Raw genomic sequence first — 19865 nt, forward strand, 5'->3', positions numbered from 1 at the left:
ATAGATCGCAGCTGTCACTTTCCCAAAAGGGCTATTGTGTCAGTAATACGCAGGTCAGCTTTCCCTTGCCGCCCTGAGCGCGGCTGCGGCAGCAAGCGGGGCGAGGGCGCACAGGGCAAGGCTGATTGCGGCAGTCAGGAGTATTCCGCTGCTGTCCGGCCGCGACAAGGCGCCTGCGCCGAATATCAGGATGGGGACGGCCAAGGGGATCACCATCAGACCGGCCAGCGCCGCTCCCCCACGCAGGGAAGCCGTGAGCGCGCCGACTGCGAGACCGACCGCCGCGAGTCCGGGGGTGCCCGCAAGGAGGCCTAGCAGGACGGTATGCGTAGTCTCGCCAGACAGTCCGAGCAGGGCGGCGGCGGGCAGCGTCGCGACAAGGAGTAGCGGCGCGAAGGCCAGCCAGTGCGCGATCAGCCGCACCACCATCGCAAGTTCTTCTGATACGCCGCGCAGATGGAGCTGGTCGAAGACGCCCGCTTCGAGATCGCCGGTCACGAGACGTTCGAGCGGCAGGATAGCTGCCAGCAAAGCCGCCACCCAGATCACGCCGCCTCCGGTCCGCGCGAGCAGCGCTGCGTCCGGTCCGACGGCGAAGGGATAGAGCATCGCCACGGCGAGGAAGAATAGCAGCGGCAAGACTCCGCTCCCGCCGCTGCCACCGGGCGTCAACAGGCCGAGATCGCGGCGCAGCAGGGTCAGGAGAACACGCATCAGACGAAGTCCCCGATCGACACGGTCCGGGCACCGGGCAGGAATATCTGCTGGTGCGAGGCGACCACGGCAATGCCGCCGCTCGCACAATGCTCGGCTACCAGCCTTTCGACAGTCCCTTGTGCCTCTGTGTCGAGCCCGTTGAGGGGCTCGTCCAGCAACCAGATCGGGCAACAGCTATTGATCAGGCGGGCCAGCGCGGCGCGCTTCTTCTGGCCGGTGGAGAGAAACCGCACAGGCACGTCCAGCAATGCCTCGACCTGGAGCAGGTCGTGGACGCGGCCCGGCCGGTCCGCGCTGTCGAGCTGCTCCCAGAAGCCGAGGGCCTTTCCCAGCGGCTGGTTCGGATCGAGCGCCAGCCGCTCGTCGACGAGCCCGATCGCTCCCGATGCCTCGACCTTGCCCGCAAAAGGACGCAGCAATCCGGCAAGTATCCGCAGCAGGCTGGACTTGCCCACACCGTTTGCCCCCGCGACATGGACGGCATCGCCTGCCTCGCAGGCAAGCGTCAGCCCCTTGAAAAGCAGCCGGTCGCCGCGTCGGCAGGCAATGTCGTTTGCGATGAGCTGCGCTTGCATGGCGGGCAGCGTTAGGCAAAAGGCTCTCGTGCCACAAGCAAGAGAGGAGTCGCGAAGCATGCCTGTAGAGGAACTGACCGCAGAGGAACGCGATACCTGGATGCGCGCACTGCCCGAATGGTCGCTCTCGCGTGAAGGCAAGGCGATCGAGCGCACGTTCGAATTCGCCGATTTCGCCGAAGCCTTCGCCTTCATGACCCGCATTGCGATCATCGCGGAGAAACGCGACCACCATCCCGAATGGTTCAACGTCTACAACAAGGTCGAGATCACGCTGACAACGCATGACGCCGGCGGGCTGTCGCTGCGCGACGTCAACATGGCCAAGAAGATCGACAAGCTGGTCTAGGCTCTATTTCCCGAGCGGGCGAGCGGATTCGCGAGTTTGCTTGCGGACACGGCCCGGCATCCAGCGCGCACCGAAGGCAAGTTGCCTCGCGGTCTTGCCGACGAGCGTATGCAGCTTCTCGCCATGCACCGCATCCCATGCAGCCTTGGCAACTTCCTCGACCGGCGTGATCTCGAGGCCGGCCTCCGTCACGCGGCTGCGGATGTCCTCGTTGCTCTTGGCGTTGGGATTGTGGTCGAGCAGCGGCGTGTCGATGAAGCTGGGCATGATCGAGCGGACCTTGATGCCGTCTTCCGCCCACTCGCCATCGAGGCTTTCGGTGATCGCCCGCACGCCAAACTTGGTTGCCGAATAGACGCTGGCGCCAGGTGTGCCATAGACGCCCGCTGCACTGGCCGTGTTCAGCAAGCATGACCCGGGAGCAGTCTTCTTGAGGTAGGGGTAGGCGGCCTGCGCGCCGAACAGCACGCCCTTCAAATTGATATCGAGGCAGCGCTCGATTTCCTCGACGCTGTTCTCTTCCAGCGCGCCGCCGAGAGGGATGCCCGCATTGTTGGCGAGCACGTCGATCCTGCCGCCGGTGGCGGTGGAGAAGCTTTCCAGCGCTTCGTCCCAAGCGGCGCGGTCGCGCACGTCGAACTTGTGCTGGAACACGAAGCCGTGGCCGATCATGTCCATCGTCACTTCCATGCCGAAAGTGTCGACATCGCCCAGCCCGACGAACCAGTCACGCTGGCCGAAATAGAGCGCGATTGCCCGGCCGATGCCCGAGGCACCGCCGGTGATGAAGATAGCCTTGCGTGTGCTCACCAATTCTCTCCCAATTCAGAGCGCAGGGTCGGCATAGGCATGCCAGGTGAAGATGGCCATGGCCCCGCGATAGGGCTTCCACTTTTCCGCCAGCGCCCGAGTATCCTTTTCGCTCGGCCTTTCCGGCAGGTCGAGCAGTTTGCCGCATGCTGCCTGCACGGCGAGGTCGCCCGCAGGCCAGATATCCTGCCGGCCTTCTGCGAACAGCAGGTAGATTTCCGCCGACCAGCGGCCGATCCCCTTGATCCGCGTGAGCTGCGCGATGGCTTCCTCGTCATCTTCGGGCAGGCTTTCGAGATCCAGCTCGCCGCCCGCCACCAGCTCGCACAAGCTGCGGGCATAGCCCTGTTTCTGCCGCGACAGTCCGCAGGCGCGCAGCGTGTCGAAATCGCGCGCGAGCAATTCATGCGCATGCATGTCCTCGCCCAGTTCGGCTTCCAGCTTGTTCCAGACAGAAGCAGCGGCCGCCACGCTCACCTGCTGGCCCACGATGGTGCGCAGCAAGGTGCGATAGCCGGTCGGGCGGATGCGTTCTTCGGGGTAGCCGACGCGTTCGATCGCGCCTGCCACCACGCGGTCTTCCGCCGCCACGGCATCGAGATGTTCGCGTATCTGCGCAGTCGTGAGACCCATGAGTAGAGCTTGCCTTCCCGCTTCGCTTTGAATAGCAGCCCTTCGCATACGGCCCGCGTGGCGGGCGACGCAACACAGGAATGCATCGATGCCCAAGCTGATCGTCACCACACGTGAAGGCGAAACTTCCGAAATCCAGGTCGAAGACGGCCTCACCGTGATGGAAGCCATTCGCGACAACGGTTTCGACGAATTGCTGGCGCTGTGCGGCGGTTGCTGCAGCTGCGCGACCTGCCACGTGCATGTCGATAGCGAGTTCACCGGCAAGCTTCCGGAAATGAGCGAAGACGAGGACGACCTGCTGGAAAGCAGCGATCACCGCGTCGAAACTTCGCGCCTGTCGTGCCAGATCCCCTTCACCGCGGATCTCGACGGCCTCAAGGTTACTATCGCGCCAGAAGATTGATCTTGTTTGCGTGAGGCGGCACCCGCGCCTACCTCGGCCAGCATGACACAAATTCCCGTTCACGAGCGTACGCTCGACCTTATCGGCAATACTCCGCTGGTGCGGCTCGAAGGCCCCAGCAAGGAGGCCGGCTGCGACATTTACGGCAAGTGCGAATTTGCCAACCCCGGCGCCTCGGTGAAGGACCGCGCCGCGCTCTATATCATCCGCGATGCAGAGGCGCGCGGTGAGCTGAAAGAAGGCGGCTGCGTGGTGGAAGGCACCGCGGGCAATACCGGCATCGGTATCGCCCTGGTCGCCAATGCGCTCGGCTACAAGACGATCATCGTCATGCCCGACAACCAGTCGAGCGAGAAAATGGCGACCCTGCGTGCCCTCGGCGCGGAACTGGTAACGGTTCCGCCGACCAAATATGCCGATCCCAACCATTTCCAGCACGTCTCGCGCCGCATGGCGGAGGAGACCGAGGGCGCGATCTGGGCGGGCCAGTTCGATAACACCGCCAACCGCAAGGCGCATATCGAAGGCACGGCTAAGGAAATCTGGGAGCAGACCGAAGGCCGGATCGACGGCTTTACCTGCGCGGCCGGTACGGGTGGCACCATTGCCGGTGTCGGCATGGGCCTCAAGGAATTCGACGAGAATGTCGTGATCGCGCTGACCGATCCGCATGGGGCAGCGCTCTACAATTATTACGCCAATGGCGAGCTGAAGGGCGAGGGCTCTTCGGTCGCAGAAGGCATCGGACAGGGCCGCATTACCGGCAATCTCGAGGGCGCGCCGATCGATACGCAGTTCCGTATCTCGGACGAGGAAGGCCTCGGCTGGGTCGCACGATTGCTGCGCGAAGAGGGGCTTTGCCTCGGCCTGTCGAGCGGCATCAACGTCGCCGGCGCGGTCGAACTGGGCAAGCAACTGGTCGCCGAAGGGCGCGAGAACCCGCGCGTCGTCACAATACTGTGCGATACCGGCTTCCGTTACCTGTCGACGCTCTACAATGCTGACTGGCTCCGCTCGAAGAACCTGCCGGTCTTCGACTGGCTCAAAGACAGCGATTGACGAGCGCTCCGGCAATGCCCAAGATTCCCGGCATGCCACGTTCATTCGACCTTACCCGCGACAAGCCGCGCGTGACGGAATTTTCCGAAGTGCCGCTCGGCGGTACGCGCGCGCAGGCCATGCAGCGCCTGCAGGTGGGTGTGGGCGGCGTCGTGCTCATGATCCTGCTGGTCGGCCTTGCCAGCCTCATCCAGGACCGGACCCGCGAAGTGGATGCCTCGTCGGTTCCTGCCGCAGCGCCCACGACCGAACCCAGTGCCGCGCCGGTCCAGAACGATCCGCTCGTGGAAGCGGGCGTGGTCCCCGACTTGCCTGCACAACCGACGCCTACACCGACGCAATCGCCTGCAGTCGTGCCGGAACAGGGTTCCTCCGATGCAGCCACGCCGCCTGAGTAAGGCGCTCGTCCCGCTACTGGCCCTGTGCCTTGCTGCATGCGGAGGAACCTCTGCGGACAGCCAGGTCGAGCCGGGTGCGACGGGTCAGGAAACCGCCGAAACCGTGAACCTCGGCCTGTTCACCACGCTCCCGATCTACTGGGGCGAGGGAGCGGAGATCGGCGCGATGTTGAGCGGCGCGAGCGAGCCGGGCTGGGTGCGCCCGGTTCTCGAGCAGCGCGCTACTCTCGTTCCGCTCGATACGCTTGAAGCGGAGGCGCTCGAAGGCCTGGGCCATGTCGTCCTTGCGCAGCCGCGACCACTGGCGCCGTCGGAGAATGTAGCCTTCGACAGCTGGCTGCGCGAAGGCGGGCGCGCGCTGGTCTTCGCCGATCCCCTTCTTACCCAGCACAGCGACTACGCGCTTGGCGATCCTCGCCGACCGCACGACATGGTCGTGATGTCGCCGCTGTTTGCGCGATGGGGTCTCGAACTGCGCTTCGACGATGGCCAGCCCGCGGGCGAACGCCTCGTCGGCTTCGGCGACGGCGAGATCCCCGTGGATCTGGCTGGCGCGTTCGCGCTTGCCGGGAAGGATGCGCAGGCGGACTGCACGCTGAGCGACGGCGGACTCGTTGCGCGATGCAAGCGGGGCACGGGCCAGGTGACGCTGGTCGCGGACGCGGCGCTGGTCGACGATCATTTCGACAGTCCGCAAAGGCGCGAAGTGCTGGACGCGCTGGTCGGGGAAGTACTTTCCGAATGACCTGATCGCATTCCCCGGGACTCGGTCGGGGATTTTGCGGGACTCGCACGGGGATTGTGCGGGATGGCGCCCGATTCCCGGTAGTTTTCCGAGGGTTGCGTTAGCTATTCGGTAACCAATCCACAGATCATTGAAGTATATTTCACGAGTTAAAACAATGATTTGCGGACAATTCCCGTAAAATCCCGCAATTTTCCCTTCCATCCCCGCGCTTCCCGCGATAAATCATCCAGACATCGGACATGCCATTGTCTTTGCGCGCACCGCCATCGGCGATGCGAGCCGCGGAAGCTCGTGCTTTTGCGGACGGGGGAGGCTTGTCTGGTGAGGAGAACGATAAACGCCAGCTGGGGACAGGGCAGTGCAATTCGGAGGGTACAGCGGTCAAGCCTATTCGCCTGCAGGCGATAAGGGCCGCTTTGTGCTTCCGCCGCTGTTCCGCAAGGCCGTCAAGGAAAGCTCCGATGGCCGCGTGCTCTGCCTGATGAAGCACCCCACCTGGAACTGCCTCACCGGCTTCGGCCTCAGCCGCAAGACCGAACTCGACGCCCAGCTCGATCGCGAGGAAGAACTCGCCTACAAGGTCGGGCGCGATTTCGACCGCGATACCCGTGCCAGCCAGCTTTTCGGCTTCGTCGAAATGCCCTTCGACGACAGTGGCCGTTTCGTCATGCCCGAACACCTGCGCCAGCTCGGCAGGATCGAGGATGGCCTCTACTTCCAGGGCGGTGGCCGCTTCTTCACCCTGTGGAACCCTGCGCAGCTGGCCGAAATGGGCGACGACTGGGCAAGCGCCAAGGCTGCCTGCGAAAGCTTCCTCGCCGAAGCGAAGGCGAAGGGCAAATGAGCGAAGCACCCCACATCCCCGTCCTCCTCGACGAGGTGATCGAGGCGCTCGACCCGCAGCCGGGCGACGTGCTGATCGACGCGACATTCGGCGCGGGCGGCTACACCCGCGCGCTGCTAGAGCGCGGCGCGACTGTGCATGCCTTCGACCGGGATCCCGACGCTATTGCCTCGGGTCGCACCTGGCGGAAGACGGAGGAAAATCCGCCCCGCCTGATCCTCCACCCGCACCGCTTCTCCGAAATGCTGGAGGTCATGCGTGATGCGGGGGTCGAAAGCGTGGACGGCGTCGTGATGGATATCGGCGTGTCGTCGATGCAGCTGGACCAGGCCGAACGCGGCTTCGCCTTCTCGTCGGACGGCCCGCTCGACATGCGCATGAGCCAAGAAGGTGAAAGCGCTGCCGATTTCCTCAACACCGCCGAGGAAGGCACGATTGCCGACGTGATCTACCAGTATGGCGAAGAGCGTCAGTCTCGCCGCGTTGCGCGCGCGATCGTCGCCGCGCGCCCGCTGGCGACGACAGGCGAACTGGCGCGCGTCGTGCGCAAGGCGCTGGGGTACAAGCCGACCGACAAGAAGGACCCGGCCACGCGCACATTCCAGGCCATCAGAATTCACGTGAACGGCGAGCTCGACGAACTGTCCCAGGGGCTGTCGGCTGCCGAACACCTGCTGCGCGAAGGGGGCCGCCTTGCGGTGGTCAGCTTCCACAGCCTCGAAGACCGGATCGTCAAGCGCTTCCTGCGCGAGGCATCCTCAACCCCGAGCGCCTCGCGTCATGTCCCTTTGGTGGCGCAGGTCGATCCGGTCTTTTCGGGAGTTTCCAAGGCGATCAAGCCGGGCGAGGCGGAAATTGCGCGTAATCCGCGTGCCCGTTCCTCGGTGCTTCGCCACGCGGTCCGCACTGCGACACCTGCAAGGGAGGCGGCATGATGACCCATACCTCGCGCCTCCGCCAGATCGGCTGGCTTGCCCTGCTTGCAGTCTGCGTCGCTGGTTTCCTCGCGCTGACTTTCAAGGTCAACGCGGTGAAGAGCGACGTGCGCATCGTCGAACGCAAGATCATTGCCGCCGAACTGTCCAAGCAGATGCTGGAAACCGAATTCCAGACCCGCGCCAACCAGCACCAGCTTGCTGACTGGAACCGGGTCGAGTTCGGCTATTCCGCACCGCGCGCCGACCAGTACCTCGAACAGGAACGCCAGCTTGCCGCGCTCGGAACGCCGCGCGGCATCGGTGCTCCACAGCCCATTCGTGTCGCAATGGCCGATAGCGGCCCCATCGAAGAAGAAGGCCTGTTCGAGGACTGGCTGGGCAATGATGAAGCCGAGCCGGTCCGCATGGTGAAATCGCGGGCAGCCGATCCGTCGCGCCGGATTGCTTCCAGCCTTGCCCAGCGGCTCGGCCAGCCTGCCAGCGTCTCTGTCGCCGCAGCGGAGGTCGCGCAGTGAACGCATTTTCCGCTCTCCATGGTGGCCCGGGAGCGGTGAGCATGGCGATGGCGAGCGGGCGGGTGCAGCTCGTGACGGTACGCCAGCAATCGCTCGACTTGGCGCGCTGGCGCGTTCTCTGGATTGCCGCGGCCTTCGCCTTCGTGGCGCTGCTTGCGCTGTCGCGCATCACCTATCTCGGTATCGGTGGCGAGGGCGCCCGCGCGACCTCGCTCGAAGATGCGCTGCTTCCCTCGCGCGGCCAGATCGTCGACCGTAACGGCGTGCCCATGGCGCGTGCCTTCCCGGCCTATGCGCTCTGGTTCAACCCCAAAGCGATGGGCGAGGACGAGGCACCGCTGGTCGGAAAGCCCGAGGACGTGGCCGCAAAGCTTGCCGAAATCTTCCCCGACCTCGATGAAAAGAAGGTCGCTGCGCAGCTTGCCAGCGGCAAGTCCGGCTATATCCGCAAGCGCCTGCTTCCCGAAGAAGCGAACCGCGTCCATGAATTGGGCGAACTTGCGCTCGAAATGCCGACCGAAGAAGACCGCCACTATCCGCAGGGAGCCATGGCGGCGCACGTGCTCGGCTATGTCGGTGCCGACGGCAAGGGCCGCGTCGGCATGGAACAGGTCTTCGACAAGCACCTGTCCGATCCCCTGACGCGCGGCACGCCGGTGGCGCTGTCGATCGACGTGCGTGTCCAGGGCGCGCTCGAGGACGAACTGCGCCGCGGCATGAAGCTGACCCGCGCACAGGGCGCTGCGGGCATCGTGCTCGATGTCGACACCGGCGAAGTCATCGCGCTTGCCAGCCTTCCCGAATTCGATCCAAACAAGATCGACGAGGAAGGCCAGAAGCTCATGTTCAACCGGGTGACCAACCAGGTTTACGAGCTTGGTTCGACCTTCAAGCCGCTGACCGTGGCCGCCGCAATCGACAGCGGCATGCTGCGTGATCTCGGTCGCCGTTTCGACGCTTCGCCGGTTACGGTCGGGCGTTTCACGATCCGTGACAGTCACGAGATGGGCCCCACCCTCAATGCCGTCGAAACGCTGATCCATTCATCCAACACGACAAGCGCGCGGATCGCCGACGAACTGGGTGCGGAACGACTGCGCCGCTACATGATAGATCTGGGTATGAACGCTCGCCCGGAAATCGAAATTCCTGCCCGCGGCTTCCCCCTCTGGCCGGGCGACAAATGGCCGCGTCTCACCAATATGACGGTCGGCTTCGGCCACTCGATTGCGGTTACCCCGCTGCACCTCGCCAGCGCCTATGCTGCGATGGTCAATGGCGGTGTCTACCGTCCGGCAACGCTCAAGAAGCTGGGTCCGGGCGAAGCGCCCAAGGGTCGCCGCGTGTTCAAGGCATCGACGTCCAGCCGCATGCGCCAGATGATGCGCGCCATCGCGGTCTATGGCACTGGCCGCAATGCCGATGCTCCGGGCTACCGCGTGGGCGGCAAGACCGGATCGGCGGAAAAGCCGGGGGGCAAGGCAGGCTATCGTAAGACCGCACTGGTTTCGACCTTTGCCGCGGCCTTCCCGATGGACCGCCCGCGCTACGTTGTGATCGCGATGCTCGACGAACCGCGCGGAACCCTTGCAAGCTCCTACCAGCGCACCGCGGCATGGAACGCGGCGCCGATCGTCGGCCGCCTGGTCCCGCGCATCGGCCCGCTGATCGGCGTGCGCCCCGACGACAAGCGAGATATCGATATTTCCGCAATCACTCCCCTGATCCCGGAGGCGCAGGATGAAGCTGAGTAAGCTCTGCGTGCAGGCCGGCATGGAATGTCCCGGTAGCGGCGATACCAATGTCACCGGCTTTGCCATCGACAATCGCAAGGTTGCGCCCGGCACCGTGTTCGGCGCCTTCCAGGGCACTCAGGTCAATGGCGAGGACTTCATTCCCGCCGCCATCGAAGCAGGCGCCGTGGCCGTCGTCGCGCGCGCAGAGGCGAAAGTCGAAGGCGCGATCCACATCGCGAGCGACACGCCGCGCAAGACGTTTGCCGACCTCGCCGCGCAGTTCTTTACGCCCGTGCCCGACCACATCGTCGCCGTCACCGGTACCAATGGGAAGACCTCCTGCGTCGAGATGACCCGCCAGATCTGGCGCATGTCGGGCGAGCGTGCAGCGAGCATCGGGACGCTCGGCGTCACAACACCTGACGAAAGCGTGTCCACCGGGCTCACCACCCCCGATATCGTCACCTTCCTGTCGAACATGAGCGGCCTTGCGCGCGAAGGCGTGACCCATGTCGCATACGAAGCCTCCAGCCACGGGCTGTCGCAATACCGCAACGAGGGCATTCCCGTTGAAGCGGCAGGCTTCACCAATTTCAGCCGCGACCACCTCGACTACCATGCTGACATGGAAGACTATTTCGCGGCCAAGATGCGCCTCTTCGACGAGGTGGTCTCGGACGATGCGACGGCGGTCGTCTGGATGGGTGCAGGGGACAGTGGGTGGAATGCCCGCGTTGTCGACCACGCACAAAAGCGCGGCCTCAAGATCATGACCGTGGGCGAGCAGGGCGAGGATATTCGCCTGACCCGCCGCGAGCCGACGCAGCTCGGCCAGTCGCTGACGGTCGAGCACGCGGGGACAGAACGCACCATCAACCTGCCCCTGATCGGTGCCTACCAGGTTTCGAATGCGCTTGTTTCGGCCGGGCTGGCTCTTGCATCGGGTATTGACGCGAGCCGCGTCTGGGATGCGGTAGCACGGCTCCAGCCGGTTCGCGGCCGTCTCGAGCGTGCGGTCATCGCGCCCAGCGGTGCGCCGGTCTACGTCGATTATGCCCACACGCCCGATGCAATCGAGGCAGCTATCGCAGCACTGCGACCCCACGTAACCGGCCGCCTCATCACCGTATTCGGGGCTGGCGGCGACCGTGACCACGGCAAGCGCGCGCCGATGGGCGAGGCTGCTGCCAAGGCCAGCGATCTCGTCATTGTCACGGACGACAACCCCCGCGGCGAAGATGCTGCGGAAATCCGTCGCCAGGTGCTTGAAGGCGCGGGCGATGCGCGCGAGGTAGCGGGCCGTCGCGAAGCAATCCATGCAGCCATTGCCGAAGCGGGCAGGGACGACATCGTCCTCGTCGCTGGCAAGGGCCATGAAACGGGTCAGATCATCGGATCGGGAGAGAACATGCGGGTGCACCCCTTCGACGACGTGGAAGTCGCACGCGAATGCGCGGCGCAAATTGCCCGAGGTGATGCATGAGCGCCGCCATACTGCGCCATCCTGCCTATCTCGAATGGCCTGCCGATCCGCGCGACCGCCTGCCGCTCACCCTTTGGGGCGCACAAAGCATTGCCGAGGCGGTCGGGGGAGCGGCCAGCGGCGATTTCCAGGTCTCCGGCGTGGAAATGGACAGCCGCGATGTCGTGAACGGTGATCTCTTCGTGGCGCTCAAGGGCGAAGCGATGGACGGCCACCGCTTCCTCGACAAGGCATTCGAAAACGGTGCGAGTGCCGCAATCGTCGATCGACCGGTCGATTACCCGCACATCCTCGTCGACGACACCACCGAGGCGCTGCGCAAGCTCGCCGCAGCATCGCGTGCCCGCACCGACGCCACGATCATCGGGGTAACGGGTTCGGTCGGCAAGACGGGCGTCAAGGAAGCGATCTTCGCGGCGCTCGAACGCGCCAGCCGCGGCGCTGCCCATCGCTCGACGCGCAGCTACAATAACCACGTCGGCGTACCGCTCAGCCTTGCGCGCATGCCGGCTCGTAGCCGTTTCGGCATTTTCGAAATGGGCATGAACCATGCCGGCGAGATCGAAGGCCTGACCACGCAGGTCCGCCCGCATGTCGCTGTCATCACGACCATCGCGCCCGCGCATATCGAAAACCTTGGCTCGATGGAGGCTATTGCCGACGCCAAGGCGGAAATTTTCGCCGGTCTAGAACCGGGCGGCACCGCCGTCATCCCGGCCGACAGCGAATATTACGAGCAGCTTCGCAACGCCGCCGAAAGGCTCGGCGCAAAGGTCGTGAGCTTCGGCCGCGCGCGCCATGCGGACATGCGCCTCCTCGACGCAATTCCCAGCGCCAATGGCGGCAGCCTCGTCACTTGCGAATTTCCCGAAGGGCGCTTGTGTTACACCGTCGCCGAGCCGGGCGACCACTGGGTCACCAATTCGCTCGCCGTCATGGCGACAGTACGTGCTGCCCGGGGCGATCTTGCAGCAGCGGGCCTCGCGCTGGCCGAAATGGGCGGCCTGAAGGGTCGCGGCGCGCGCCACGGCATCGACGTGCCGGGCGGCAAGGCCCTGCTGATCGACGAAAGCTACAACGCCAACCCTGCCAGCATGCGCGCAACGCTTGCGCAGCTGGGCCAGACGCCATCGACCCGCCGTATCGCCGTACTGGGTTCGATGAAGGAGCTGGGCGACTTCGCCGACAAGTTCCACGGACAGCTTTCCGAACCCCTTATCGCGGCCGATGTCGACTATGCGTTGCTGGTGGGCGACGAGATGCGCTCGCTCGCCCGTGAACTGGGGAAACCGGCCTTCAACTCGCTTGGCAAGCCGCTCGAGTGGGAGCATTGCAATTCGGCCGACGAGGCTATCGAGCTGATCGAGGAATTCGGTATCGTCGCCGGCGACGCCGTGCTCGTCAAAGGTTCCAATTCGGTCGGCCTCGGCAAGCTCGTGGACCACTTTACCTAGGAGCCGCTGCGCCCCGATGCTGTACCTCCTCGCAGAGTATTTCAACTTCGAAGGTCTCTTCAACCTCGTGCGCTACCAGACGGCGCGCGCAGGAGCGACGCTGCTCACGGCGTTGCTGATCGGCCTGCTGATCGGGCCGCGCTTCATCGACATGCTTCGCGTGCGGCAGGGCAAGGGCCAGCCGATCCGCGAAGACGGCCCGCAGACGCATCTCGCCAAGGTCGGGACCCCGACAATGGGCGGCTTGATGATCCTCATCAGCCTGACGCTGTCGATGCTGCTGTGGATGGACTTGTCCAATCCCTTCGTCTGGGCATGCCTTGCGGTGACCGGCGGTTTCGGCCTGATCGGTTTTCTCGATGATTACGACAAGGTCACCAAGGCCAGCCACAAAGGCGTTTCGGGCAGGGTACGCCTGCTCTTCGAATTCCTCGTGGCGGGCGTGGCGAGCTACCTGATCGTCAGCCAGATCAATACCTTCCTCTATGTCCCCTTCGTCAACGACTTCGGCATCGAGCTGGGGCCGCTCTATTTCGTATTTGCCGCCTTCGTGATCGTGGGTGCAGGCAATGCGGTGAACCTGACCGATGGGCTCGATGGCCTTGCCACCATGCCGGTGATCATCGCGGCGGGTACCTTTGCGGTCATCGCCTATCTCGTGGGCCGCGTGGACTATTCCGAATATCTCGGCATCCCGTATGTGCCGGGCGCTGGCGAGCTGGCGATCCTGTGCGCAGCGATCATGGGGGCGGGGCTTGCCTTCCTGTGGTTCAACGCGCCGCCCGCTGCCGTTTTCATGGGTGACACGGGTTCGCTGGCCCTTGGCGGCGCACTGGGCGCAATTGCCGTGGCGACGCATCACGAGGTCGTCCTGGCCATCGTCGGCGGGCTCTTCGTGTTCGAGGCGCTCTCGGTCATCATCCAGGTCTTCTGGTTCAAGCGCACGGGCAAGCGGGTTTTCCGCATGGCCCCCATCCACCACCATTTCGAGCAGCTCGGCTGGTCCGAGAGCAAGGTCGTGATCCGGTTCTGGATCGTCGCCATCGTGCTCGCACTTCTGGGACTGGCAACGCTCAAGCTCAGATGATCACCTCGCCCGCCTGGAAGGACAAGAAATACGCGGTGCTCGGCCTCGCGCGGTCCGGCCGGGCGACGGTCGAGGCGCTGCTGGCTGCCGGTGCCGACGTGCTGGTGTGGGACGACCGTGCCGAGGCGCGCGAGCCCTATAGCGGGCGCTGCGCCATCGGCGATCCGCTGGAGGCGGACCTCACCGGCTATGCAGGCGTGGTGGTCAGCCCCGGCGTCCCGCTCAACACCCACCCGATCAAGCCGCATGCCGATAGCTTCGGCGTGCCGGTGATCGGCGATATCGAACTCTTCGCGCAGGCAAGGGCGGACCTGCCCCCGCACAAGGTCGTCGGCATTACCGGCACCAACGGCAAGTCGACCACCACCGCGCTGGTCCACCACATCTTCAAGACCGCAGGCGTGCCCACCACCATGGGCGGCAACATCGGCCTGCCGATTTTGGAGCAGGAGCCGCTGCCGGAAGGCGGGGTCTATGTGCTGGAGCTGTCGAGCTACCAGATCGATCTGACCTATTCGCTCGACTGCGATGTGGCGGTGCTGCTGAACATCACGCCGGATCACCTGGACCGGTATGATGGGGATTTCGCGAAATATGCGGCGAGCAAGAATCGCCTGCTCGATATGCAAGGGCAGGAGAGCTACGCGCTCGTGAACTGGCCGGCATTCGCTTCCGGCGTGATCCATTCGGGCAAGGCTGGTTTCAACGGCATCATGGCTGCCGACACAGAGGCGCAGGCGGATTGGCCGTCGCTTTCGGGGCCGCACAATGCCGAGAATGCTGGAGCGGCAATGTCTGCCTGTGCCTGGTTGGGGCTATCGGTCGAGCAGATCGAGGAGGGTCTTCGCACTTACGGTGGCCTCCCCCACCGCATGGAGCGGGTCGCAGACATCTCCGGCGTCGCCTACGTAAACGACAGCAAGGGCACCAACACGGCAGCCTCCGCGCCCGCGCTGGCGGCATTCGAGAATATTCACTGGATCCTCGGCGGACTCGCCAAGGAGCCGGGGCTGGGCGAGTGCGAGGCCGAACTCGGCCACGTCAAAGCCGCCTACACCGTCGGCAAGGCCGGGCCGGACTTCGCTGCGCAGCTTGAGGGCCGCGTGCCGCTGGAGCAGTGCGAAACGCTCGACCGCGCAGTGGCCTCCGCTGCAGCAAAGGCCGAGGCGGGCGATACCGTCCTGCTCTCGCCTGCCTGCGCCAGTTTCGACCAGTACCAGGACTTCGAAAAGCGCGGTGACCACTTCCGCGAGCTGGTGGAGGGCCTGAAGTGACCGCCATGCAGCCCTTCGTCCCCGGCGCCAAGCGCAAGCCCGCCCATATTCCGGGCGGAAAGCTGTCGCGCTGGAGCCAGCTGAAAATCTGGTGGCGCGAGATCGACCGCGTCTTGCTGTCGCTGATCCTCATCCTGATGACACTGGGCACGATCGCAGTCGCTGCCGCGAGTCCGGCAAGTGCGAACCGCCTTTCGACCTCTGCCGAAACGCTCGACCCGCTGTACTTCTTCTGGCGGCACCTGATCTGGCAGGTCATCGCATTGGGCGTCATGTTCGGAGCTTCGCTGCTGTCGCGGGAGAATGCGCGCCGGTTCGGCGTTTTGCTGGCAGCAGGCATGATCGGGTTGTTGTTCCTCGTCCCGTTCATCGGGGTGGAGATCAACGGCGCGCGGCGCTGGATCAGTCTGGGCATGCAGTTCCAGCCGTCGGAATTCCTCAAGCCTGCCTTCGCGATTACGCTTGCGTGGATATTGTCGTGGCGGATGCGCGATCCCAATCTGCCCGTCCTTGCCGTCGGCACCGGCCTTCTCGCACTCATCGCCGCCCTGCTGATGCTGCAGCCCAACCTTGGCGAGACGATCCTGTTCGCAGGCGTATGGTTCGTTATGGTGATCCTCTCCGGTGTAGAGGTGAAGAAGCTCGGGGCAGTCGTCGGCGGCGTTACTGTCGCGCTGACCGCGACCTATTTCCTCTATGACAATGCGCGGCACCGTATCGATGCCTTCTTCGGCGGCGGCACGGCTTTCGACCAGGTCGACCTTGCCAGCCGGACACTGGTCGCCGGCGGCTGGACGGGCGCTGGCTATGGCCTCGGCATTCGCAAGATGAGCCTGCCCGAAGCGCACACCGACTACATCTTCTCCGTCATCGGCGAGGAATTCGGACTGATCGTCTGCGGCGTAATCGTTGCCCTATACCTTGCGATCGTCGTGCGTGTGCTGATGCGGCTGGTGGACGAGGAAGATCTCTTCGCCCTCCTCGCCGGGACGGGCCTCGTCGCGCTGTTCGGCGGGCAGGCCTTCATCAATATCCTCGTCAACCTGCAGCTGTTCCCCTCCAAGGGCATGACCTTGCCGCTGGTGAGCTATGGCGGTTCGTCGACCATCGCCATCTGCATGACCGTCGGCCTGCTGATCGCGATCACGCGGCGCAATCCCTACCTCAAAACCACCACAAGGGGACTTGGCGACCTGCTGGGCTTCAGGCAGGGGGACACCATGAATACCAACAAGGCGCGCAACTCGCGCGAGATTCACCAGTGACCCGCTCCTCCCGTCATTATGTACTGGCCGCAGGCGGCACCGGGGGGCATTTGCTTCCCGCTTTCGCGCTTGCGGCGGAACTCGACCGGCGCGGGCATCACGTCGCGCTGATCACCGATGAACGCGGTGAGGCGATCCCGGGCAAGCCCGACTTCATGCCCGCGCACGTCATTCCTGCTGGCCGCTTCGGCAAGAACCCGTTGCAGTGGATCAAGGGCACGAAGGCCGTGCTCGAAGGTCGCAAGATGGCGCTGCGCCTGTTCGACAGCTTCCAGCCGAGCGCGGTGGTCGGATTTGGCGGCTATCCCTCGCTGCCCGCGATCCTCGCGAGCACTTCGGCCGGCATCCCGACAGTCGTCCATGAACAGAACGCCGTGCTGGGCCGCGTGAACCGCCTTTTGGCTGGCCGCGTGCAGGCGATCGCCACCGCCTATCCCGATGTCCAACGCCTGAAGCCGGGACATCGGGGCAAGACCTATCTGGTCGGCAATCCCGTTCGCCACGAAGTGCTTTCGCTGCGCGACGAGCCTTTCCCCGCCTATGACGAAGACGGGTTGCTGCGTGTTCTCGTCACCGGCGGCAGTCAGGGTGCGCGCGTGCTTTCCGAAGTCGTGCCCGACGGGCTTGCCATGCTCCCGCCCGCGATCCGCCAGCGCTTGCAGGTGACGCAGCAGTGCCGCCCCGAAGACCTCGATGCGGTGCGTGAACGCTACAGCAATCACGGTATTCCCGCAGAGCTGGCGACCTATTTCGAGAACATGGCCGAACGGCTCGCCGATGCGCACCTGTTCATTGGCCGCGCCGGCGCCTCGACAATCGCGGAACTGACCGCCGTGGGTCGGCCGGCTATCCTCATCCCGCTGCCCATCGCGACCGACGACCACCAGGCCGCCAATACGCGCGAGATGGTGAAAGCTGGCGGCGCGCGGATGATCCGTCAGGAGAAGTTCGAAGGCAAGGAACTCGCCAAGCAGATCCGTGCGCTGGCGGATAACCCGCAAGGACTTGCCAATGCGGCCTATGCTGCGTGGAACTGCGGTCGTCCCAAGGCGGTCGAAGACCTTGCCGATCTCGTCGAAAGCTTCGGCGGGGCAGACATGATGGACGTGATCCGTGTCGGTGGAAACAATGCTCGCGGCGCCACTCAGGGGCAGGTCGCGGGCCAGGGTGCGAAAAGGGAGCGCATGGAATGAGAGGCGTTCCGACAGATATCGGCACAATTCACTTCGTCGGCATCGGCGGGATCGGCATGTCCGGCATTGCGGAGGTCATGAACAACCTCGGCTACACGGTGCAGGGCAGCGATCTCAACGAAAGCCCGACCGTGGAGAGACTGCGTGGGCAGGGCATCTCGGTCAAGATCGGCCACGAGAAAGAGAACGTCGAAGGCGCGGCAGTCGTCGTGACCTCCACCGCGGTCAAGCGGACCAATCCCGAAGTCGCCCATGCGCTGGAAAACCGTATTCCCGTGGTCCGGCGCGCGGAGATGCTCGCCGAGCTCATGCGCTTGAAGTCGACCATCGCGGTGGCCGGAACACACGGCAAGACGACGACCACAAGCATGATCGCGGCGCTGCTCGACAGCGGCGATGTCGATCCCACCGTCATCAATGGCGGCATCATCGAACAGTACGGCTCCAATGCCCGCCTCGGCGACAGCGACTGGATGGTGGTGGAAGCGGACGAGAGCGACGGCAGCTTCCTGCGGCTCGACGGGACGATTGCGGTCGTCACCAATATCGATCCAGAGCACCTCGATCATTATGGCGATTTCGATGGGGTGAAGGATGCCTTCGTCGAGTTCATCCATAACGTTCCGTTCTATGGCGCGGCGATCCTGTGCATCGATCATCCCGAGGTGCAGGCGGTGATCGGCAAGGTCCGCGACCGCCGCGTGATAACCTATGGCTTCAACCTGCAGGCCGATATCTGCGGCGTAAACGTGCAGCCGCATGAAGGCGGGAACCGCTTCGACGTTATTGTGCGCCAGCGCGGCGAGGAAGACCGCCGGATCGAGAATGTGACGCTGCCGATGCCCGGCCGGCACAACGTCCAGAACGCGCTCGCCGCGATTGCGGTCGCTATCGAAATGGGCTGTCCGGACGAGGTTATCTGCAACGGTTTCGGCAGCTTCAGCGGTGTGCGCCGCCGGTTCACCAATGTCGGCAGCGTGGCAGGCGCGACGGTCATCGACGATTACGGTCACCACCCGGTCGAAATCCGCGCCGTGCTCGCCGCAGCGCGCGAGGCGACGCAGAACCGTGTCATCGCCGTGATGCAGCCGCATCGCTACACCCGCCTCAACGACCTGATGGACGACTTCCAGAGCGCCTTCAACGAGGCCGATCAGGTCTATGTCACCCCGGTCTATGCCGCGGGCGAAGACCCGATCGAGGGGGTGAGCTCCGAAAGCCTCGTCGCCGGCCTCAAGTCGCGCGGTCACCGCTCGGCAGCCACGGTCGAAAGCTGCGAAGATCTCGCGGCCAAGCTGGCAGGCGATATCGAGGAAGGCGACCTAATAGTCTGCCTCGGCGCAGGCGATATCACGAAGTGGGCGGCCGGCCTTGCGGATGCCATCGAGAAGGAACGCGCTTCGTAATGGATCAGCCCGACGACGTCTGGAACTGGGATAACGGCATGGCGCCCGATTGCGCCGTCGAAGGCGGTATCGAAGCGCCGATCGACACCGCAGGGCTGCGCGGCAAGCTGACGCCGCAGGCACCGCTGGCAAAGCTCGTCTGGTTCAAGACCGGCGGCAAGGCGGACTGGCTGTTCGAACCCGAAGATCGTGCCGACCTCGAAGAATTCCTCGGCCGCCTCGACGGTGACCTGCCGGTCATGGCGCTGGGTCTCGGCTCCAACATGATCGTGCGTGACGGCGGTGTGCCCGGCGTCGTGATCAAGCTCGGCAAGCCATTTGCCGACGTCTCGATCGACGCTGAAAACTGCATCGTCGAATGCGGCGGAGGTGCGCATGGTATCCTCGTTGCCAGCGCGGCGCGCGACGCCGGTGTCGCAGGACTCGAATTCATGCGCGGCATTCCCGGCACGGTCGGCGGCTTCGTCCGCATGAACGGCGGGGCCTACGGCACCGAAGTCGCGGACGTGCTGGTGGATTGCACCCTGATCATGCCCAATGGCGAGTGCCATACGCTGCCGGCATCGGACCTCCAGTATTCCTACCGCCATTCTGCGCTGCCCGAAGGCGCCGTGGTCGTGTCCGCCCGTTTCAAGGGTGAGCCGGGCGACCCCGAAGTCATCGGCGCGAAGATGGACGAGATCGCCGAGGCACGCGAGAATTCGCAGCCGCTGCGCACCAAGACAGGCGGCTCGACCTTCAAGAATCCGCCGGGCGAGAAAGCCTGGCAGCTGGTCGATGCTGCTGGTTGCCGCGGCCTGAAGATGGGCGGGGCCCAGGTGAGCGAGAAGCACACCAACTTCCTGCTCAATGTCGATAATGCGACCAGTGCCGACATCGAAGGGCTGGGCGAGGAAGTTAAGCGCCGCGTCTACGAGAATTCGGGCATCGAGCTCGAATGGGAAATCCAGCGCGTGGGGCGGCCGTAGGAACACA

At 64.5% G+C, this 19865-nt stretch carries 21 protein-coding genes; 17 read left to right on the top strand and 4 right to left on the bottom strand.

What is annotated here, in order from left to right; translation table 11 throughout:
- Nucleotides 1-54: 54 nt before the first annotated feature.
- Together K3136_RS12150 and ccmA are read right to left on the bottom strand one after the other, a co-directional pair.
- Entirely contained in the window at nucleotides 55-714 is a 660-nt protein-coding gene (locus K3136_RS12150) for a heme exporter protein CcmB (RefSeq protein WP_221430567.1), read from the bottom strand.
- Nucleotides 714-1292 (bottom strand): heme ABC exporter ATP-binding protein CcmA, encoded by a 579-nt coding sequence (gene ccmA, locus K3136_RS12155; protein WP_221430568.1) that lies wholly within the window; start codon nucleotides 1290-1292, stop codon nucleotides 714-716. Before ccmA ends, K3136_RS12150 begins: the two co-directional genes overlap by 1 nt.
- 58 nt (nucleotides 1293-1350) lie before the next feature.
- Here ccmA and K3136_RS12160 point away from each other — a divergent pair, with 58 nt between their 5' ends.
- Complete coding sequence (locus K3136_RS12160; protein ID WP_221430569.1) at nucleotides 1351-1641, top strand: 4a-hydroxytetrahydrobiopterin dehydratase; 291 nt, start codon at nucleotides 1351-1353, stop codon at nucleotides 1639-1641.
- Nucleotides 1642-1644: 3 nt separating this feature from the next.
- On the opposite strand, the gene K3136_RS12165 is transcribed toward K3136_RS12160, so the two are convergent.
- Both K3136_RS12165 and K3136_RS12170 read right to left on the bottom strand, forming a co-directional pair.
- Nucleotides 1645-2451 carry an SDR family oxidoreductase gene (locus K3136_RS12165; RefSeq protein WP_221430570.1) on the bottom strand — a complete coding sequence of 269 codons (807 nt, stop codon included), beginning with the start codon at nucleotides 2449-2451 and terminating at the stop codon, nucleotides 1645-1647.
- A gap of 15 nt (nucleotides 2452-2466) precedes the next feature.
- Nucleotides 2467-3084, bottom strand: coding sequence for a DNA-3-methyladenine glycosylase family protein (locus K3136_RS12170; protein ID WP_221430571.1), 618 nt, complete (start codon nucleotides 3082-3084; stop codon nucleotides 2467-2469).
- Nucleotides 3085-3172: 88 nt separating this feature from the next.
- Between K3136_RS12170 and K3136_RS12175 the strand changes: the two genes are divergently transcribed.
- The 16 genes from K3136_RS12175 to murB all read left to right on the top strand — a co-directional run bounded on the left by K3136_RS12175 (nucleotide 3173) and on the right by murB (nucleotide 19858).
- Nucleotides 3173-3490, top strand: a complete 318-nt coding sequence (locus K3136_RS12175) for a 2Fe-2S iron-sulfur cluster-binding protein (RefSeq protein ID WP_221430572.1) — start codon at nucleotides 3173-3175, stop codon at nucleotides 3488-3490.
- A gap of 42 nt (nucleotides 3491-3532) precedes the next feature.
- Nucleotides 3533-4549, top strand: coding sequence for a cysteine synthase A (locus K3136_RS12180; protein WP_221430573.1), 1017 nt, complete (start codon nucleotides 3533-3535; stop codon nucleotides 4547-4549).
- A 32-nt stretch (nucleotides 4550-4581) separates the two neighbouring features.
- Complete coding sequence (locus K3136_RS12185) at nucleotides 4582-4947, top strand: hypothetical protein (RefSeq protein ID WP_221430574.1); 366 nt, start codon at nucleotides 4582-4584, stop codon at nucleotides 4945-4947.
- Nucleotides 4925-5692 carry a GldG family protein gene (locus tag K3136_RS12190; protein ID WP_247711351.1) on the top strand — a complete coding sequence of 256 codons (768 nt, stop codon included), beginning with the start codon at nucleotides 4925-4927 and terminating at the stop codon, nucleotides 5690-5692. The genes K3136_RS12185 and K3136_RS12190 overlap by 23 nt, the downstream gene beginning before the upstream one ends.
- 361 nt (nucleotides 5693-6053) lie before the next feature.
- On the top strand, nucleotides 6054-6539 hold the full coding sequence (locus K3136_RS12195) for a division/cell wall cluster transcriptional repressor MraZ (protein ID WP_221430575.1): 486 nt from the start codon (nucleotides 6054-6056) through the stop codon (nucleotides 6537-6539).
- Nucleotides 6536-7474 carry a 16S rRNA (cytosine(1402)-N(4))-methyltransferase RsmH gene (gene rsmH, locus K3136_RS12200; RefSeq protein ID WP_221430576.1) on the top strand — a complete coding sequence of 313 codons (939 nt, stop codon included), beginning with the start codon at nucleotides 6536-6538 and terminating at the stop codon, nucleotides 7472-7474. The genes K3136_RS12195 and rsmH overlap by 4 nt, the downstream gene beginning before the upstream one ends.
- Nucleotides 7471-7992, top strand: coding sequence for a hypothetical protein (locus tag K3136_RS12205; protein WP_221430577.1), 522 nt, complete (start codon nucleotides 7471-7473; stop codon nucleotides 7990-7992). The genes rsmH and K3136_RS12205 overlap by 4 nt, the downstream gene beginning before the upstream one ends.
- 41 nt (nucleotides 7993-8033) lie before the next feature.
- The gene (locus tag K3136_RS12210; protein ID WP_221432315.1) at nucleotides 8034-9746 is read left to right on the top strand and encodes a peptidoglycan D,D-transpeptidase FtsI family protein; all 1713 of its coding nucleotides are present in this window, start codon (nucleotides 8034-8036) and stop codon (nucleotides 9744-9746) included.
- The gene (locus tag K3136_RS12215; RefSeq protein WP_221430578.1) at nucleotides 9733-11211 is read left to right on the top strand and encodes a UDP-N-acetylmuramoyl-L-alanyl-D-glutamate--2,6-diaminopimelate ligase; all 1479 of its coding nucleotides are present in this window, start codon (nucleotides 9733-9735) and stop codon (nucleotides 11209-11211) included. The genes K3136_RS12210 and K3136_RS12215 overlap by 14 nt, the downstream gene beginning before the upstream one ends.
- Nucleotides 11208-12665, top strand: coding sequence for a UDP-N-acetylmuramoyl-tripeptide--D-alanyl-D-alanine ligase (locus K3136_RS12220; protein WP_221430579.1), 1458 nt, complete (start codon nucleotides 11208-11210; stop codon nucleotides 12663-12665). The genes K3136_RS12215 and K3136_RS12220 overlap by 4 nt, the downstream gene beginning before the upstream one ends.
- A gap of 16 nt (nucleotides 12666-12681) precedes the next feature.
- Nucleotides 12682-13752: a phospho-N-acetylmuramoyl-pentapeptide-transferase gene (gene mraY / locus K3136_RS12225; protein WP_221430580.1), complete on the top strand. Its 1071-nt coding sequence runs from the start codon at nucleotides 12682-12684 to the stop codon at nucleotides 13750-13752.
- Nucleotides 13749-15026, top strand: a complete 1278-nt coding sequence (gene murD / locus K3136_RS12230) for a UDP-N-acetylmuramoyl-L-alanine--D-glutamate ligase (protein ID WP_221430581.1) — start codon at nucleotides 13749-13751, stop codon at nucleotides 15024-15026. Before mraY ends, murD begins: the two co-directional genes overlap by 4 nt.
- Before the next feature lie 5 nt (nucleotides 15027-15031).
- Nucleotides 15032-16291: an FtsW/RodA/SpoVE family cell cycle protein gene (locus tag K3136_RS12235; protein ID WP_221432316.1), complete on the top strand. Its 1260-nt coding sequence runs from the start codon at nucleotides 15032-15034 to the stop codon at nucleotides 16289-16291.
- Complete coding sequence (murG, locus tag K3136_RS12240) at nucleotides 16288-17484, top strand: undecaprenyldiphospho-muramoylpentapeptide beta-N-acetylglucosaminyltransferase (RefSeq protein WP_221430582.1); 1197 nt, start codon at nucleotides 16288-16290, stop codon at nucleotides 17482-17484. Before K3136_RS12235 ends, murG begins: the two co-directional genes overlap by 4 nt.
- On the top strand, nucleotides 17481-18890 hold the full coding sequence (murC, locus tag K3136_RS12245; protein WP_221430583.1) for a UDP-N-acetylmuramate--L-alanine ligase: 1410 nt from the start codon (nucleotides 17481-17483) through the stop codon (nucleotides 18888-18890). The genes murG and murC overlap by 4 nt, the downstream gene beginning before the upstream one ends.
- A 38-nt stretch (nucleotides 18891-18928) precedes the next feature.
- Nucleotides 18929-19858 (top strand): UDP-N-acetylmuramate dehydrogenase, encoded by a 930-nt coding sequence (gene murB, locus K3136_RS12250; RefSeq protein WP_247711488.1) that lies wholly within the window; start codon nucleotides 18929-18931, stop codon nucleotides 19856-19858.
- Nucleotides 19859-19865: the final 7 nt, after the last annotated feature.

This window comes from Qipengyuania gelatinilytica, from assembly GCF_019711315.1.
Lineage (GTDB): Bacteria > Pseudomonadota > Alphaproteobacteria > Sphingomonadales > Sphingomonadaceae > Qipengyuania > Qipengyuania gelatinilytica.

What these genes read in the sequence shown, in the direction of transcription:
- K3136_RS12190 (WP_247711351.1), top strand. Translation starts at nt 4,925, where the DNA reads ATGCAGCCACGCCGCCTGAGTAAGGCGCTCGTCCCGCTACTGGCCCTG.
- mraY (WP_221430580.1), top strand. Translation starts at nt 12,682, where the DNA reads ATGCTGTACCTCCTCGCAGAGTATTTCAACTTCGAAGGTCTCTTCAAC.
- murC (WP_221430583.1), top strand. Translation starts at nt 17,481, where the DNA reads ATGAGAGGCGTTCCGACAGATATCGGCACAATTCACTTCGTCGGCATC.
- rsmH (WP_221430576.1), top strand. Translation starts at nt 6,536, where the DNA reads ATGAGCGAAGCACCCCACATCCCCGTCCTCCTCGACGAGGTGATCGAG.
- K3136_RS12235 (WP_221432316.1), top strand. Translation starts at nt 15,032, where the DNA reads ATGCAGCCCTTCGTCCCCGGCGCCAAGCGCAAGCCCGCCCATATTCCG.
- K3136_RS12160 (WP_221430569.1), top strand. Translation starts at nt 1,351, where the DNA reads ATGCCTGTAGAGGAACTGACCGCAGAGGAACGCGATACCTGGATGCGC.
- K3136_RS12185 (WP_221430574.1), top strand. Translation starts at nt 4,582, where the DNA reads ATGCCACGTTCATTCGACCTTACCCGCGACAAGCCGCGCGTGACGGAA.
- K3136_RS12150 (WP_221430567.1), bottom strand. Translation starts at nt 714, where the DNA reads ATGCGTGTTCTCCTGACCCTGCTGCGCCGCGATCTCGGCCTGTTGACG.
- ccmA (WP_221430568.1), bottom strand. Translation starts at nt 1,292, where the DNA reads ATGCAAGCGCAGCTCATCGCAAACGACATTGCCTGCCGACGCGGCGAC.
- murB (WP_247711488.1), top strand. Translation starts at nt 18,929, where the DNA reads ATGGCGCCCGATTGCGCCGTCGAAGGCGGTATCGAAGCGCCGATCGAC.
- K3136_RS12175 (WP_221430572.1), top strand. Translation starts at nt 3,173, where the DNA reads ATGCCCAAGCTGATCGTCACCACACGTGAAGGCGAAACTTCCGAAATC.
- K3136_RS12205 (WP_221430577.1), top strand. Translation starts at nt 7,471, where the DNA reads ATGATGACCCATACCTCGCGCCTCCGCCAGATCGGCTGGCTTGCCCTG.
- K3136_RS12180 (WP_221430573.1), top strand. Translation starts at nt 3,533, where the DNA reads ATGACACAAATTCCCGTTCACGAGCGTACGCTCGACCTTATCGGCAAT.
- K3136_RS12215 (WP_221430578.1), top strand. Translation starts at nt 9,733, where the DNA reads ATGAAGCTGAGTAAGCTCTGCGTGCAGGCCGGCATGGAATGTCCCGGT.
- K3136_RS12220 (WP_221430579.1), top strand. Translation starts at nt 11,208, where the DNA reads ATGAGCGCCGCCATACTGCGCCATCCTGCCTATCTCGAATGGCCTGCC.
- K3136_RS12170 (WP_221430571.1), bottom strand. Translation starts at nt 3,084, where the DNA reads ATGGGTCTCACGACTGCGCAGATACGCGAACATCTCGATGCCGTGGCG.
- murD (WP_221430581.1), top strand. Translation starts at nt 13,749, where the DNA reads ATGATCACCTCGCCCGCCTGGAAGGACAAGAAATACGCGGTGCTCGGC.
- K3136_RS12210 (WP_221432315.1), top strand. Translation starts at nt 8,034, where the DNA reads ATGGCGATGGCGAGCGGGCGGGTGCAGCTCGTGACGGTACGCCAGCAA.